The 15,313-nt window shown below is 70.9% G+C and carries 13 protein-coding genes; 6 read left to right on the top strand and 7 right to left on the bottom strand.

Translation table 11 applies throughout. From position 1 onward, the window contains the following. Positions 1 to 31 precede the first annotated feature (31 nt). Complete coding sequence (locus OHV05_RS36500; RefSeq protein WP_331730429.1) at positions 32 to 1,324, top strand: hypothetical protein; 1,293 nt, start codon at positions 32 to 34, stop codon at positions 1,322 to 1,324. Here OHV05_RS36500 and OHV05_RS36495 read toward each other — a convergent pair. Continuing rightward, complete coding sequence (locus OHV05_RS36495) at positions 1,312 to 2,874, bottom strand: glycerol-3-phosphate dehydrogenase/oxidase (protein WP_331730427.1); 1,563 nt, start codon at positions 2,872 to 2,874, stop codon at positions 1,312 to 1,314. The genes OHV05_RS36500 and OHV05_RS36495 overlap by 13 nt on opposite strands. After that, positions 2,871 to 3,449 carry a TetR/AcrR family transcriptional regulator gene (locus OHV05_RS36490; protein WP_331730425.1) on the bottom strand — a complete coding sequence of 193 codons (579 nt, stop codon included), beginning with the start codon at positions 3,447 to 3,449 and terminating at the stop codon, positions 2,871 to 2,873. The genes OHV05_RS36495 and OHV05_RS36490 overlap by 4 nt, the downstream gene beginning before the upstream one ends. A gap of 83 nt (positions 3,450 to 3,532) precedes the next feature. On the opposite strand from OHV05_RS36490, the gene OHV05_RS36485 reads away from it, so the two are divergent. From OHV05_RS36485 to OHV05_RS36470, 4 genes are all read left to right on the top strand, one after another. Beyond that, on the top strand, positions 3,533 to 5,113 hold the full coding sequence (locus OHV05_RS36485) for an FAD-binding oxidoreductase (RefSeq protein WP_331731162.1): 1,581 nt from the start codon (positions 3,533 to 3,535) through the stop codon (positions 5,111 to 5,113). Then, on the top strand, positions 5,110 to 6,078 hold the full coding sequence (locus tag OHV05_RS36480; protein WP_331730423.1) for a diacylglycerol kinase: 969 nt from the start codon (positions 5,110 to 5,112) through the stop codon (positions 6,076 to 6,078). Before OHV05_RS36485 ends, OHV05_RS36480 begins: the two co-directional genes overlap by 4 nt. Next, on the top strand, positions 6,075 to 7,022 hold the full coding sequence (locus tag OHV05_RS36475; RefSeq protein WP_331730420.1) for an oxidoreductase: 948 nt from the start codon (positions 6,075 to 6,077) through the stop codon (positions 7,020 to 7,022). The genes OHV05_RS36480 and OHV05_RS36475 overlap by 4 nt, the downstream gene beginning before the upstream one ends. Before the next feature lie 349 nt (positions 7,023 to 7,371). Then, on the top strand, positions 7,372 to 10,185 hold the full coding sequence (locus tag OHV05_RS36470) for a putative Ig domain-containing protein (RefSeq protein ID WP_405021653.1): 2,814 nt from the start codon (positions 7,372 to 7,374) through the stop codon (positions 10,183 to 10,185). Positions 10,186 to 10,258: 73 nt separating this feature from the next. Here the strand turns inward: OHV05_RS36470 and OHV05_RS36465 are convergent, their stop codons facing one another. The 3 genes from OHV05_RS36465 to OHV05_RS36455 all read right to left on the bottom strand — a co-directional run bounded on the left by OHV05_RS36465 (position 10,259) and on the right by OHV05_RS36455 (position 12,141). Then, positions 10,259 to 10,612 carry a DUF6114 domain-containing protein gene (locus OHV05_RS36465; RefSeq protein ID WP_405021652.1) on the bottom strand — a complete coding sequence of 118 codons (354 nt, stop codon included), beginning with the start codon at positions 10,610 to 10,612 and terminating at the stop codon, positions 10,259 to 10,261. A 91-nt stretch (positions 10,613 to 10,703) separates the two neighbouring features. Continuing rightward, on the bottom strand, positions 10,704 to 11,351 hold the full coding sequence (locus tag OHV05_RS36460; RefSeq protein ID WP_331730411.1) for a DUF6230 family protein: 648 nt from the start codon (positions 11,349 to 11,351) through the stop codon (positions 10,704 to 10,706). A 139-nt stretch (positions 11,352 to 11,490) separates the two neighbouring features. Then, on the bottom strand, positions 11,491 to 12,141 hold the full coding sequence (locus OHV05_RS36455; RefSeq protein ID WP_405021651.1) for a TetR/AcrR family transcriptional regulator: 651 nt from the start codon (positions 12,139 to 12,141) through the stop codon (positions 11,491 to 11,493). 440 nt (positions 12,142 to 12,581) lie between these two features. On the opposite strand from OHV05_RS36455, the gene OHV05_RS36450 reads away from it, so the two are divergent. After that, entirely contained in the window at positions 12,582 to 13,265 is a 684-nt protein-coding gene (locus tag OHV05_RS36450) for a Tat pathway signal sequence domain protein (RefSeq protein WP_331730406.1), read from the top strand. 50 nt (positions 13,266 to 13,315) lie between these two features. Here the strand turns inward: OHV05_RS36450 and OHV05_RS36445 are convergent, their stop codons facing one another. Together OHV05_RS36445 and OHV05_RS36440 are read right to left on the bottom strand one after the other, a co-directional pair. Beyond that, positions 13,316 to 13,729 (bottom strand): ATP-binding protein, encoded by a 414-nt coding sequence (locus tag OHV05_RS36445; RefSeq protein WP_331730403.1) that lies wholly within the window; start codon positions 13,727 to 13,729, stop codon positions 13,316 to 13,318. 340 nt (positions 13,730 to 14,069) lie between these two features. Next, entirely contained in the window at positions 14,070 to 15,257 is a 1,188-nt protein-coding gene (locus OHV05_RS36440; protein ID WP_405021650.1) for a hypothetical protein, read from the bottom strand. Positions 15,258 to 15,313 lie beyond the last annotated feature (56 nt).

The raw sequence follows: 15,313 nt of genomic DNA, 5'->3' as shown, positions 1-15,313 counted from the left end.
CGGGACTGGAAATATCCGAAAGGCAATTGTCATGCTCAGACCGGCCTCCGTCCCGGGTGGCATCTGGATCAGCGGCGGAGCCAGGCTCGTCGGCAGCACTCCCGTGCAGCCGTGCCAGAGCTCCGCGAGGCACCTCTATGCCACGGCGATCCTGGCGGACGAGTCCGTGGTCCTCACCGGAGTTCCGGAGAGCCTGGCCACCGATGAGTGCACCCATTTGCTCCGGCGGATCGGCGCCCGTGTCTCCATCTCCGGCGGCTGCCTTGTCACCGAGCCCCCGCTGTACACCCACTCGATCGTCCCGGACGAGCTCGCCCGGGACACCCGCACCACCGCAGTGATCGCCAGCGCCCTACTCGCCCGGACCGGGGAGGTGCAGTTCCGGATTCCGGGCGGGAGCGTCGGTGCGCGCAACATCCAGCCCTACCTGAGGGCCATGCTCGCAGTCGGGGCGAAGATGGACGTGACAGGGGACCGGGTCTGCGCGCAGCTGCCGTTTCGGCGGCTGCCGTTCGTGATGGGATCCGACAAGGCCACCTCGCGGTCCGCCTTCGGTGCCACGGTGGTGGGCCTGCTGCTGGCGGCGAGGACCCCCGGGACCTCCACCATCCTCAGACCCAGCACCGAGCCGGAGATCCTGGCGATGACACGGATGCTCGCCGATCTCGGGGTCGGGATCACCTGGCGGGGACTGTCCGCCCTGGAGGTGACCGGGTCCGAGTACTTGATCGGCGGCGTCATCGCGTTGCCGCCGGACGAGCTCGAGGCCATCGCGCTGGCCTTCGCCGTCGCCGTGACACACGGCACGGTCCATCTCGTGAACTTCGATCCCGACGGTTTCACCGACGGTGTGCTGACGCTCTTCTCGGCCGCCGGGATCGACGTGAGTCGGCACAACGGCGGTACGGTGGTCGAATGCTCGCGCCAGCCGCGCGCGGTGCACACCGTGGCCGGGCCGTACCCCGCGTTCCCCGGCCGGGCCAGGGGCGCGCTCACCGCACTGCTCGCGGTGGCCGACGGGATCTCGCAGATCCAGGGGGAGGCCCTGGCGAGCCCGCGGTTCGCCGCGCACATCGAACCGTTGCGGGCCCTCGGCGCCGATATCGTCGTCAACGGGACGAAGATCACCGTCCGGGGCCGGCCCGCCCTGGTGGGCAACGCCGTCCATGGCGAGAGTGCGTGTTCAGTGGCAGCGCTCGTGATCGCCGCCCTGGCAGCCGAGGGCATGACCACCGTGCACGGCGGCCATCTTCTCAGAGGCTACTTCCCGCACCTGGTGCCCAAGCTGGCGGCCCTGGGCGCAGTCGTCGTTCACCGGCGCTGACCGGCGACGATCTCCTCGACACCGGGGCGGGCGCGCTCTGCGTCGGCGGGTACCAGGCCGATGCGGGTGCGCCGGTCGAGCACATCCGCCGCGTCCAGGGCACCCTCGTGCGTGAGCGTGTACTCGACCTCCGCGCGGGTCACGTCGATGCCCTCCGCGATCTGCCGTAGCGGGGTGCCGCAGCGCGAGGAGGCGAGCACCTCGGCGGCCTGCCCGCCGTGCCGGGCGACCAGTGCGGCAGGCACCGTCACCAGCGCACCTGGCAGCGCCCGGCTTTCAGGATGGCGGGGTGCTCCGACCAGGGGGATGTCCCGAGTGCGGCAGGGCGCCGCAGACAGGTCCCTGGCCCGGACCGCAGTGTCGACCGCGTCCTCGGCCATCGCCCGGTAGGTGGTCAACTTGCCTCCGACGATGGTGATGACACCCGAACCGGACTCCCGCACGGCGTGCCGACGCGAGAGATCGGCGGTCGCCCCGTCGCCGGTGTCGATCAGCGGACGCAGGCCGGCGAACGCACCCAGGACGTCCGAGCGGGTCAGACTCCGCTCCAGCACGGTGTTGATGGTCGACAGCAGGAAGCTGATCTCCCCGTCAGTTGGCACCGGCACGTCCGGGACCGGCCCGGGGGCGTCCTCGTCGGTCAGGCCGACCACCACCCGTCCGAGCTGCTGGGGAAGCGCGAACACGTAGCGGCTGACCGATCCCGGCACCGGCGCCATGAGGGCGGCCCTGGGGCCGCCCAGCACAGCGGCGTCGATGACCAGGTGCGTACCACGGCTGGGCCGGAGCTTTATCGACGTGTCGATGTCACCGGCCCATACGCCGGTAGCGTTGATCACCGAGCGGGCGGTGACGGTGAACGACTCGCCGGTGAGGGCGTCGGTCAGCCGCGCGCTGTCGCCGCTCACCTGATCGGCCCGTACCCGGGTGAGGATGCCCGCCCCGTGCTGGGCAGCTGTCCGGGCGATGGCGGTGACCAGCCGGGCGTCGTCGACCAGCTGTCCGTCGTGTGCCACCAGCGCCCCCCGGAGGCCCGCCAGCCGCACTGCGGGCGTCAGGTTCCGGGCCGCGGCGGCGTTCACCCGGCGGGCCGGGGGCAGCAGAGAGGACGGCGTACCAGCACTCAGCCGCAGTGCGTCCCCCGCGAGGAAACCGGACCGCACCAGCGCGGCCTGGCCGCGCCCCAGGGTCGGGAGCAGTGGCACCAGCTGGGGGAGCGGGCGGATCAGGTGCGGAGCGGTGCGGGTCATCAGCACCCCTCGCTCGACGGCGCTTTCCCGGGCTACTCCGACCCGGCCGGAGGCGAGGTAGCGCAGGCCCCCGTGCACCAGCTTCGAGCTCCACCGGCTGGTACCGAAAGCCAGGTCACGGCTCTCCACCAGGACGGTGCGCAGCCCCCGGGAAGCGGCGTCCAGCGCCACGCCGACGCCGGTCACGCCGCCCCCGATCACCAGCACGTCCACGCGCGGGTCGTCGGCCAGGGCCGAGAGTTCGGCCGCGCGCCGCCGCGCGTTGAGAATGGTGGTGCCGGCGAATTCTGCTGCGGTCATGGTGCGAGGTATCCGTTCAGGGCGGTGGCCAGTTCGCGGCGCCAGGCCGCCTCGGGCAGGACTTGGGCGATCATGCGGTGCGACTGCACCGTGGACTGGGTGATGAGCAGCACCATCGCCGCCAACTCGGCTGGGTCCCCGGCCCGGACAGAGCCGTGGCGCTGCCCGCGGGCGACTGCTTTGCCCAGCACGTCGAGCAGCCCGAGCTGGCTCGTGCCCAGCCGCTCCACCACATATGTCAGGAGCATCCCGGAGTCCGCATGCAGCAGGGCCTCGATCGTCGGGTTGTCCCGGAGTGCCACCGCCACCTCGACGATCCACGCCACGGTCTCCTGCCGGCTCTCCCCCACGGGCGGCACCACGCTCTGGGCGGCGCGGATCTCCCGGGTGAGCAGCCCCCCGATCACAGCCTGGAGATCCGGCCAGCGCCGGTAGACGGTGGGCCTGCTCACTTGCGCGCGCCGGGCGATCTCGGCGAGCGTGAGGCGCTGCGGGCCGATCGAGCGCACCAAGTGCGCCGCAGCGTCCAGGATGCGGTCGTGGGTGCCGTCTGCACCATCGTTACGAGTTGACATTATGTGGAACACTGTAACCCATGACGACCCTCAAGCCTACTGGCGACGACGACCGGCGGCCGACCCTGCTGCCGATACCCCCCATGCAATGGAACGCCTGGGGAGACGGCACACTCGCCAAACCACTGTCCGAGGACATCACCAAACTCCTCGGCCAGATACTCGACCTCACCCCACAAAGCACCCCCGCCCCGACCGTGGACCAGGTCACCCTGCGCCCCAGCGCCCTGTCCGTGGACGCCCACGAAGCCCTGGCCGCCATCGTCGGCGCCGACCACATCAGCACCGCCGACGCCGACCGCCTCACCCGGGCCGGCGGCAAATCCACCCTCGACCTGCTGCGCCGCCGCCAGAGCGCCCCGCAGGACGCCCCCGACGCCGTCGTCATGCCCGGCACCGACACAGAGGTCGAGGCAGTCCTCGACCTCTGCACACGGCAGGGCATCGCCGTCGTCCCCTTCGGCGGTGGAACCAGTGTCGTCGGCGGAGTCTCCCCCATCCGAGGGCGCTTCACCAGCGTCATCACCCTCGACCTGCGCCGCCTCGGCGGCCTCCTCGCCCTGGACGAGGTCTCCGGTCAGGCCGTCCTCGGCGCCGGCCTGACCGCCCCCGAGGCCGAGGCGCTCCTGGCCGAGCACGGCTACGAGCTCGGCCACTACCCACAGAGCTTCCGGTACGCCACCATCGGCGGCTTCGCCGCCACCCGCTCCTCGGGCCAGGCCTCGGCCGGTCACGGCCGCTTCGACGACATGGTCCAGGGCCTGCGCGTCATCACCCCCAGCGGCCCGCTCGACCTCGGCCGGGCTCCCGCCTCGGCCGCCGGGCCCAACCTGTGCGAGCTCTTCCTCGGTTCCGAAGGCACCCTGGGCGTCATCACCGCAGTCCGCGTCCGGGTCCACCCCGTGCCCGCGGTCACCCGCTACGAGGCCTGGAACTTCCCCGACTTCACCACCGGCGCCGCCGCCTTGCGCGCCGTCGCCCAAAACGGCATGGGCCCCACCGTCATCCGGCTCTCCGACGAAACCGAGACCGGCGTCAACCTCGCCATGACCGAGGCGATCGGCACCGACCAGGTCACCACCGGCTGTCTGGCCATCACCCTCTTCCAGGGCACCGCCGAGCAGGCCGCCGCCCGCCACGAACTCACCCGGACCGCGCTGCTGGCCGCCGGTGGCACCTCGCTCGGCGAAGAACCGGCGCGCGCCTGGGAACACGGCCGCTTCAACGCTCCGTACCTCCGCGACTCCCTGCTCGACGTCGGCGCCCTCTGCGAAACCCTGGAGACCGCCACCGACTGGGCCCACCTGGCCGAACTGAAGACCGAGGTGACCGCCGCGCTCCAGCAGAGCCTGCAGAGCACCGGCAGCCCCTCCCTGGTGATGTGCCACATCTCGCACGTGTACCCCACCGGCGCCTCGCTCTACTTCACCGTCCTCGGCGCGCAGCGCGAGGACGCCGTCACCCAGTGGAGCAAGGCCAAAACCGCCGCCGGCGATGCCATCCTGGCCAACCACGGCACCATCACCCACCACCACGCCGTCGGCACCGACCACCGCCCGTGGATGACCCGGGAGATCGGCGACCTGGGAGTGGCGGTGCTGCGCTCAGTCAAGAAGACCCTCGACCAGGCCGGCATCCTCAACCCCGGAAAGCTCATCCCGTGACCGAGCCCAAGCCGGGCAGAGTCCTCCTCCTGGTCAACCCCCACGCCGGCGACGGCCACGCCGGACGTGCCGGCCGACTCGCCGCCCACCGGCTACGCAGCCACGGCAGGGACGTGCAGGTCCTCACCGCCGCCGACGAGACCCAGACCGTCCGCCACGTACGCGCCGCCGTGCACGAGGGCTGCGCCGCCGTCGTGGTCGCCGGCGGGGACGGCATGATCGCCCTCGCGCTCCAAGCCCTGGCCGGCACCACCGTCCCGCTCGGCGTCATACCGGCCGGCACCGGCAACGACCACGCCCGCGCCCACGGCCTGCCGCTCGACGACCCCGAAGCCGCGGCCGACGTCATCGCCAAGGGCCACACCAGGGCAGTCGACCTCGGCCGGATCGAGACCGCCGACGGCAACAGCCGCTACTTCGGTTCCGTCATGGCCTGCGGCTTCGACTCACTGGTCAGCGACCGCGCCAACCGCATGCGCCGCCTGCGCGGGCGGGCCCGCTACAACGTGGCCATGCTCGTCGAGCTGTTCGGCCTGCGCCCGCTGACGTTCCGGATAGTCCTGGACGAGGGCACCGAAATCGACGGCCAACTCACCCTGGCCGCCATCGGCAACACCGACACCTACGGCGGTGGCATGGCCATCTGCCCGGGCGCCGACCCAGCCGACGGCCTCCTCGACCTCACCCTGGTCAAGGCGATGCCCCGACGCACCCTCGTGCGGTTCTTCCCCACCGTCTTCAAAGGCACCCACGTCCGCAGGCCCGAGGTGACCACCAAGCGCACCACGGGGCTGCTCATCGAATCGCCGGGAGTCAACGCATACACCGACGGTGACTTCGCCGGGCCGCTGCCGGCCCGCGTCCGCATCCACCCCGGTGCACTGGTCCTGTTCGTGCCCGCCCCGGCCGGCGGACCCGCCGGATCACTCCCACACAATGAACCAGAGAGCAAGGAAACACCGTGAGCTGGAACCCCACCCACCTCCCAGACCAGCACGGGAGGACGGCCGTTGTCACCGGCGGCAGCGCGGGCATCGGCTACCACGTCGCCGAACAGCTGGCCGCCGCAGGCGCCCACGTCATCGTCGCGGCGCGCAGCCCCCAGCGGACGGAAGCCGCCGTCGCGAGCATCCGCGGACAGGTCCCCGGCGCCTCGGTCGAAGGCATTCCGCTCGACCTCGCCGACCTCGTCTCCGTCCAGCAGGCGGCCGCCGGCCTGCAGCGCCGCGGACCAGTGGACATCCTGGTCAACAACGCCGGTGTCACCTCGGGCGCGGAGCGCACCGAGACAGCCGACGGGTTCGAGACGATGTTCGGCACCAACCACCTCGGGCACTTCGCCCTGACCCTGCAGCTGCTGCCGGCCCTGCTCGAGCGCCCCACCGGCCGGGTCGTGACCCTGGGCAGCCTCACCCACACTCGTGCCGCGCTCACCCTCGACGACTTGCAGAGCTTCCACTCCTACCGGTCGATGCGGGTCTACGGACGGTCCAAGCTCGCCGCGCTGCTCTTCGCCTTCGAGCTCGACAGGCGGCTGCGTGCGGCCGGAAGCCCGGCGGTGAGCCTGGCCGCCCACCCGGGCTGGGCCGTCGGCGAACTGGATCCGGCCCGCCCCCCGGTCTGGAGCCCCACGACGGCGCAGCGCCTGCGCGGTGCGGCCCTGGCCCTGATGGCTCAGAGCAAGCAGCGCGGAGCCTGGCCGGTGGTCCGAGCCGCGCTCGACCCGCTCGCAGCCGGCGGCCGGTACTACGGTCCCGGGGGAGTGGGCAAGCTCAAAGGCGCCCCGGTGGCGCAGCGGGCCGCCGACCATGCCTACGACCACTCGGTCGCCGCCAGGCTGTGGGACATCTCGGAGACACTCACCGGCGTGTGCTGGCCCCTGAAGGAGGAGGAACCGGCCAAGCGGTGATCCGGCCGTCCGGCGCCCGCCGGTCCCGCGTGCGGGGCAGCGATTCCTGCCCCGTACACGGGACCGGCGGGCAGCATCGGGCACTTCACAGATGGGAGGGTGGAGATCCGGCGGGGGGCTGGCACCAGGCCTGCCCCTTCCCCGAGGCGGAGTGGGGAGAACACGGATGATCCGCCAGGCAGCACGCCGCAGAGGCGCACCGGGACACACCCGTACAGCCGGCCGCGCCCGGCCCCGCCCTGCAGGCAGCTGGCTGCCGACGCTCCTGTGCCTCCTGCTGGTGGCCCTCGGCACGGCGACCCTCCGAGGAGAGGCCGTCGCTGCCGTCCTCCCGGGCCCCTACGTGTACGTGACCGGGACCGACCAGAACAGCCTCACGGTGATCAATGCCGTGGACAACACCACGGCCGGGAGCATTCCGGTCGGGGCATCCTCGCCCGGAGCCCTCGCCGTGGCCCCGAACGGCACCCGGGTCTACGTCGCCAACAGCGGTTCGTCGAACGTGTCGGTGATCGACGCCACCGACAACACCCAGCTGGGCACGGTGAACGTGGGCGCTTCCCCGTCGGGTGTGGCGATCACCCCCAACAACACCCGGGTCTACGTCGCCAACAGCGGTTCGTCGAACGTGTCGGTGATCGACGCCACGGGCCCGAGCATCCTCGCCACCGTCCCCGTCGGCGTCTCCCCGTCCGGCGTGGCCGTCGCCCCCAACAACACCCGCGTCTACGTCACCAACCAGGGCGGCAACACCGTCTCCGTGATCGACACCGCGAGCAACACCGTGGTGGCCACGGTGAGCGTCGGCGCCGCACCGGGGAGCATCGTCGTCACCCCCGACAGCACTCGCGTCTACCTGCTGAGCAGCACCGGCACCGGTGTGGTGGTCCTCTCCACCCTCACCAACACGGTCTCGGCGACCATCCCCACCACCGACGCCGCAGACCTGGCGATCACCCCCGACGGTTCCCGGATCTACGTCAGCCATCCATCCCAGGGCACGGTCACAGTCCTCGACACCGCGAGCAACACCTTCCAGCCCGCAGCCCTGCCCGCAGGAGCGACCCCCACCCACCTGGCCGTCACCAGGGACGGTGCCGCCCTCTACGCAACCCAGCCCAGCAGCGCCGCCACCGTGCTCTCGACCGCCACCGGCACGGTCACCGGGAGCGTCCCGGTGACCGGCGCCCTCGGAGGGGTCGCGACCGGGACCGTCCCCAAGACGGTGTCCACCACCAGCCTGATGTCCTCCGACAACCCCTCACTCGCCGGACAGCCCGTCACCCTCACCGCCACGGTGACCGGCACCGACGGCGGCACACCGACCGGCTCCGTGGCCTTCAGCGACGGAGGCGCCCCACTGGGCACCGTCGCACTCACCGGCACACCCTCCCAAGCCGTGCTGACCACCTCCGCCCTGGGCCCCGGAGACCACGAGATCCGCGCGACCTACAACGGCAGCGCCGTGTACGCCGGAGGCCAGGCCGTCCCGCTGGTTCAGGCAGTCGGCCAGAGCCCGGTGTTCACCAGCGGTGCGGCCACCACATTCGGCATCGGCGTCCCGGCCTCCTTCACAGTGACGACAGACGGCCTGCCCGCGCCCGTGTTCTCCCCGCCGGCGGGGGCCCTGCCCGCCGGCGTGACCTTCACCGACAACGGCGACGGCACCGCCGACCTGGCGGGCACACCCTCGGCCGGAAGCGAGGGCAGCTACCCGTTCACCCTCACCGCCACCAACACCGTGGGCTCGGCCGACCAGGCTTTCACCCTCACCGTCGTCACCAGCGGAGCGCTCGCCATCAGCACGTCCGCGCTGCCCGACGCCCAGGTCGACGTCCCATACAGCGCCGCAGTCGCGGCCGGCGGCGGCACCCCGCCCTACACCTGGTCCATCACCGCGGCGGCCCTGCCGCCAGGGCTCAGCCTTGACCCGGCGACCGGCGATGTCACCGGCACCCCCAGCGCGCCCGGCAGCACCGCGCTGACCTTCCAGGTCACCGACACCGACGGCCAGAGCGCGAGCAGGACGGTCACCATCGTCGTGCTTCCCGCCGAGCTGCGCGTCACCACGACCACCCTGCCCCAGGGCTCGGTAGGCAACCCCTACACGACCACCCTGACCAGCGCGGGCGGCACCCCACCGGTCACCTGGGCAGTCACCACCGGTTCCCTCCCGCCGGGGCTCACACTCAACCCGACCTCGGGCGTGCTCGGCGGCACCCCGACGGCGGTCGGCACGGTCGCCTTCACCGTCACCGCGACGGACAACGGCACAGGTGGGAACCAGCAGAATGCCGCTCAGGCCCTCAGCATCACGACACTTCCGCCTCCGTTGACCCCAACCTCGACCGCCCTGCCGACCGCCATGGTCGGGGCGCCCTACACCGCTTTCCTGACCGCGACGGGCGGCATCGAGCCCTATACCTGGACGGCCCTCCAGGGCGTCCTGCCGCCAGGGCTGACCCTGCACCCCGATACCGGGATCATCGACGGAACCCCTGCTGTGGCGGGCGTGAGCGCGCTGACCTTCCAGGTGACCGACGGCGCCGCCACGACCGCCACCCAGGACCTCGGCCTCACGGTGGCACCCAGTGAGCTGACCGCCACCTCACCCCAGCCGCCCGATGCCGTCGCCGGCACGCCCTACACCGCCTTCCTCACCGCGCTGGGCGGCACTCCGCCCTATACCTGGGCGGTGGTGAAGGGCACCCTGCCAGCGGGACTGATCCTGCACCCGGGCACCGGGACCGTGGACGGTACCCCCACGGTGGCGGGTAAGAGCGACCTGACGTTCCAGGTCACGGACAGCGCCGCCGTGTCCGCCACCCAGAACCTCACCATCACCGTCCTGGACGGTGCCAAGCCGCATGTCTCCACCAGCGTCACGGTCAGCGCGCCCGGAGCGGACTTCCTGGTGGAGGGCGTCGCGATGCCTCCCAACCAGGCGGTGACCGTTCGGCTGAGTGCGGGCCCGGAGGCCCGGACCGTGACGACCGGAGCCGACGGCGCGCTCTCCGTCCGCTTCTCGGTCTACCCGAAGAGCCCTTCCGGCGTCCGCACCCTCCAGGTCTTCATCGCCGGGGTGGCACAGCCCGTGGCGACGTCGGCCCTGCTCGTCGCATCGGGCTCACTCGTCCCGCCGGACTTCAACGCCCGGCACTGAGACCCGTGTCCCGGCCAGCCCCCCGTGCGGGCCGGCCGGGACACGGGCGATCGAAGGCGCCCGTGTCGGCGCGTTATTCCGGCAGGTTCGAGCCCTCGCCCGGGCGGCGGCGGAACCGGAGCAGCCGTCGTCGCGGTGGCTGTTCCGGTAGCCATCCGAACGCCAGGCAGGCCCCGGTCAGACCGAGCGCCATGCCGAGGACGAACCCGCCCAGGTTGGATGTCAGCCAGCTGGAGAGCGAGAGCAGCACGCTCAGCACCGAGTGGAATGTCCGCTGCTGCGGCTCGGCGATGATCAGCGCACCGCAGAGCATCAGGACCGCCGGGACGAGATACCCCGCCACCCCTTGCAGGCCGACGTGCATCAGCACCGAGAACGGGGCCTGCAGGGTCAGCAGCATCTCTCCCCCGGCAAGGAACACCAGCACGCCGCCGAGGAAGGGCCGCCGTCCCCGCCAAGCGCGCCACCGTCCCAGCCGACCGACGCGGGCGGGTGCTTTCGTGGCCGTCCCGGTCACCTCAGCAGGCCTCGTCGGTGAACCGCAGGCGCAGGTGCGGCAGCTTGAACACCGCGGCGGTGCTGGCGTAGTTGCGCTGCCGCAGGTTCTGGATGTTCACGGTGTCCGCCTGCTGGCCGAACACTCCGGTGGGCCCTTGGACCCCGGCCTTGGTGTAGGTGCTCGCGTCGCCGCCGATCTCGATGCCGGTGAACGAAGCGTCGCCCGCGAGCTGTTCGGAGTCGGAGACCAGCTGGGAGGCGGTGACGGGTGTCCCGGCGTCACCAGCGGTGATCTTCAGGTTGATCCCGCCCAGGTCGACGCTCTGGCAGAGATTGGTCATGGTCGCGGACCGGATGGCAGAGACCACGACCAGGACCTGCCCGCCGGTCTCGCCCCCGTTCGGGCTGTTCTCGATCATGGTGTCCATGCCACCGAACTGTTCGAAGCCATCGCCCTGCAGATTGGAGGCGGTGACGGTGAACGGCATGCCGGAGATGGAGAACTGCGCGGCCAGAACGCCCTGCGCGGTCAGTAGCGAGAGCGTCGCCGACGCGGCGAGCGTCGGGATCGCCATCAGGGCGAGCCGACGCAGTCTGACCCGGCCACGGCTCGGTGCGGCTGGGGCGGACTGCTCGGCCTCGGGCACGGTGTTCTCGGGCGTGGCCATGTGTGCTCCCTGGGAAACGGAAAGGGGAATGCAGGCACGGACACGTTGCCCTGGCGCGGACAGCGCGGTGACGATCCCACCGGCAGGTGGTTGCCAGCGGCAGCGGGCAGCACCGGAATGACCGGGGGTAGTCAGGAAGTTACTGTGGCGTAGCTGGGGCGTCAAGAAGGCGGCAGTCCGGATCGAGGGGTACGACCGGGGCCGCCGTGGTGCCGGAGAGCCAGTCCGAGGCCTCGTGGGGGCTGGTGAAGGGCACCAGGCAGAAGAAGCTCAGCATCCCCTCGAGGGAGGGGAGTTCGGCGGCCGACCGGCGGTCGATGCACTGGTAGACCGTTGCGTAGACGCCACCGATCACCGCGTCGACCACGGCTTCCCGGGCGAAGCCGCCGGGAAGCTCCGGACAGTTGGCGAAGAACGCGCGGAGCCGCTGGAGGAACTGCTCGCGCTGGCGGCGGCCCGCGACTCCGACTGCGTCGATCTCCACCACCATCGCGGCGAAAGCCGGCACCGCCGCCAACAGGTGGAGCATGGTCCGCAGTGCGGCACACACCGCCCGGCGCCACTCCGGCTCCGCCTCGTAGGCCTCGGTCATCCGTTTGACCAGGACGGCCGTCCCGAAACGGTGCGCGGCGAGGAAAGCGTCCTCCTTGCCCTCGAACTGTTCGTAGAACGCGGGCCGGGTCACCCCCGCCGCGCGGCAGATGTCACTGATGGTCGCCCTGGTGAAGCCGTGCTCGGCCACTGTCTGCACCAGCCCGTCGAGCAGGCGTTCGCGCTGAGTGGCGGCCACCACCTCAGGGGGCAGACGGCTGGGTCCGCGCCTGATGGCCCGGGCCGGGTCTCGCCCTGCCCGGGCGCCGGGGAGCACCGAGTCTTCTGTCGGCGATGTGTGCTGGATCACCTTCAATCTCCTCAAACCTCTTCCATGGTCTTGACATGGACTGTCGACAGGCTTAAAACACTGAAAGGTTTTCAATTGGCGGAAGGGCCAACCGACCTCTCGGTCAAGCACGTTGAGTTCTTCGAGCCATCCGGCTCTCAGTATGGCGAAGGTGCACCGGTCAGCGGCAGCAGTTCGGACACCCGTTTCCACCCGCCGTACGGACACCCGTGGCGCCGGGTCTTCACAAGCCGGTCCAGCCGCGGGCATTCGCCCGCGATCCGCCCAGGGAACAGCGCGTCCTCCTGCCGCCCCACCGGCAGCCCCACCCTCCGTACGAGAGGACCACCATGCGAGCTCGCACGTGCCTCACCGCAGCAGCCACTGCGTTTCTGCTGGCAGCCCCCACCGTCACCTCCGCCCACGCCGAAGACGACCCCCAGCCTCCGGTCTCCGCCGTGCTCACCTACGGCTCCCCCGGCGGCACCCCCGTGTCCGTCGGCGACGTCCTCACCGCCGACCTGGTCGAAGGGACGTACGCCACCCTCTACTCCAGTGCCGACGGCAGCAGCGGCGTCAAGTGCGCCGCTTCCTCCTTCAGCGCCACCGTGACCAGCAACCCCGACGCCCCCAGCGTCGCCGGCGAAAACCTCGACAGCCACACCTTCGGCTCCTGCACCAGCAACGTCTTCGGTGTCCGCAGCGTGCAGAGCGTCACCGTCAACGCCCTCAGCTACAACCACGCCGTCAGCAGCGACAGCGGTCACCCGACAGCGCTCAGCCCCGGTGAGGCGGGTACCTTGCAGACCACCGTCGTCCTGCGCACTCTGCTGGGCACGATCACCTGCGTCTACCGGGCCGACGGCATCACCGGCAACGCATCCAACGACGACCAGACCCTGCGGTTCGTCGACCAGGCCTTCGCGAAGTACTCCGGCCCCAGCCTGTGCCTGCCCATGGGCTACTTCTCGGCGACCTACGGGCCGGTCCGGGACAGCAGCGCGCCCGACAGCCCCGCGATCTACGTCAACTGACGCTCGCTCCACGCTGTACGGGGCCGGCGCCGTACAGCGTGGAGCAAGGATCAGGGGAACGGCACCCTGGCGAACACGGTCTTCCCGTCGAGCCGGTGGCGCACCCCCCAACTCTCGGACAGCGAGTCCACCAGGTCCATCCCGTAGCCACCGGCCGCACCGCGCCGGGTCGGCGGGACGATCGCAGGGTCCTGCTGGCCACTGTCGTCGACCTCGATCGTCACGACGTGATCGTGCCAGCTCGTCCGAAGCCCGCACAGCCCATCGGAATGGCGGCAGGCGTTGGTGACCAGCTCCGAGACGATGAGCAGGACCGCGGCGCGCTCCGAGGCGGCCGTCAGACCCCAACGGCCCAACTGTCTCTCGACGGCGTGCCTGGCGTACCAGGCGGTGGTGGGGCGCCGGTTCGGCGCCCCCTCGTAAGGGGTGGGTACGGGGCTTTGCGGGAACGCGAGGGTATCCATGGCACGCAGGGGGGTCGAGGAAAGGGGCCAGGATCGGGCCGTGGACGGCCCAGGGGCCGGGGCACTGCCCATCCGCAGGACAGAATGCGCCCCGGCCGGAGCCAGGCAGGTACGCAAAAGGCGCACACCGCCCGGGTCGGAGCGCGCCTTGAGCGCGCTCTGCCGCGCCCAACTCGGTCCGAAACGCGACACCGTCCACGATGCCGCAGCCAGCCGCCCGAATCCGGCACCCGAGCCCGATCCTTCCCCACCGACCCGCCTGCCTGCCCGGCGGTGGACAAGAGGGCTGCCCATCGGGGCAGGCACTTCACCCCGCCCCCCGGTCACCACGCGAAGACGGTCACTGCCCGGCGGCCCAGGCCGAGTGGGGCGGCTTGCCGCTGTGAGACGCGTACTTGGCTGGATCGAGATCGATGTCGGCGTAAAAGACGCCAAGGTTGTAGCCGTCCTCGTCGGTATCGACGGTGACGGTGACGTCGGTGTCGTTGTTGCGGAGATAGGACGAAACGTTCCAGCGGTTGGTGTCGTGACCGAAGTTGTTGCGGGGAGCGGGGTTGCGGCCTGCGGTAATGCCGGCCCCCGGGATGTCGATCGTGGAGTTGAAGGCGTCGTTCGCCGGGTGGTTCGGGTCGGAGAACGGCGTCTGTGGCCCGTTGGTGGACTTAAGGGACATGGTGTCGCCGGTCCACTTGTGGTCACCGTCGTAGACGACCCAGCCGAGGTGGCCGGTGACCGGGCCGGTGGCAGGCGTACTGATCCCCGACAGCGTGCCGGTCAGGGCCGGGCTGTTCGGGAGTTCCGGTTGGAAGCCATCCCAGACGTGGAGGTGGCGCAGCGGCTCGCAAGTGTCCTCGTAGGCGATGACGAGGGTCCAGCCGCCCCAGCTGTGCGGCTTGACGACGGAGTCCATGTTCGCGCCGGTGTAGGTGCCGGAACCGTGCTGCTTGACCAGGCCGGTGACGTCGGCGGAAGCCTGGTAGCTGCTCTCCGCGTCGGTGGTGATGTACCCGATGGAGGGTTGGTCATTGGCAATGTTGGTGTACTGGGCGTCGCCGGGGAACTTCAGGTAGATCTCGTCGATCTGACTCTCCGGCAGCACCACCTCGTCGATCCCGCGAGTGCCGCCCCAATACAGACGCGCGTACTTGACCGAGGCGCCCGCAGGAAGCGCGAGGTCGGCCGAGCTGGCCGAGTAGATTGCGTCGCCCTCCGGCCCGATGCTGCCCGGATCGATGTTGACGTACTTCATCTCGTAGTTGTTGTTGATCGGCCGACTGCCCGCCCCCGTCCGGGCCTGCTCACACGGCGGCTGCGCCGGGTCGACCGGCGCTTTGGACTCGTCGCAGGTCATCAGGGAATTGCTGATGTGAGTGATCGCGCCGTGGTAATCACCGGCGAAACGAGTGGTGAACGGCAGACGGTTCTCGGTGACGACCTCGGCGGCGTCGGCCTTCATCTGGGCCGGGCCGACGCCGCGCGAGTACGCGGCCGGTGCCGCGAGCAAGCCGGCTGCCGCAGCGATCGCCACGGCCAGCGGCAGGATACGGCGAGAAGGACGGGAGTGTTGCAACGTGGACCTCCGGT

Origin of the sequence: Kitasatospora sp. NBC_00070 (genome assembly GCF_045041205.1) — a bacterium.
Lineage (GTDB): Bacteria > Actinomycetota > Actinomycetes > Streptomycetales > Streptomycetaceae > Kitasatospora.
Note: the sequence above shows the minus strand (reverse complement) of the source record. Positions and strands in the feature narration are given on the sequence as shown.

Coding starts and splice junctions, on each gene's coding strand:
- OHV05_RS36500 (WP_331730429.1), top strand. CDS start 32: ATGCTCAGACCGGCCTCCGTCCCGGGTGGCATCTGGATCAGCGGCGGA.
- OHV05_RS36450 (WP_331730406.1), top strand. CDS start 12,582: ATGCGAGCTCGCACGTGCCTCACCGCAGCAGCCACTGCGTTTCTGCTG.
- OHV05_RS36485 (WP_331731162.1), top strand. CDS start 3,533: ATGCAATGGAACGCCTGGGGAGACGGCACACTCGCCAAACCACTGTCC.
- OHV05_RS36495 (WP_331730427.1), bottom strand. CDS start 2,874: ATGACCGCAGCAGAATTCGCCGGCACCACCATTCTCAACGCGCGGCGG.
- OHV05_RS36460 (WP_331730411.1), bottom strand. CDS start 11,351: ATGGCCACGCCCGAGAACACCGTGCCCGAGGCCGAGCAGTCCGCCCCA.
- OHV05_RS36490 (WP_331730425.1), bottom strand. CDS start 3,449: ATGTCAACTCGTAACGATGGTGCAGACGGCACCCACGACCGCATCCTG.
- OHV05_RS36445 (WP_331730403.1), bottom strand. CDS start 13,729: ATGGATACCCTCGCGTTCCCGCAAAGCCCCGTACCCACCCCTTACGAG.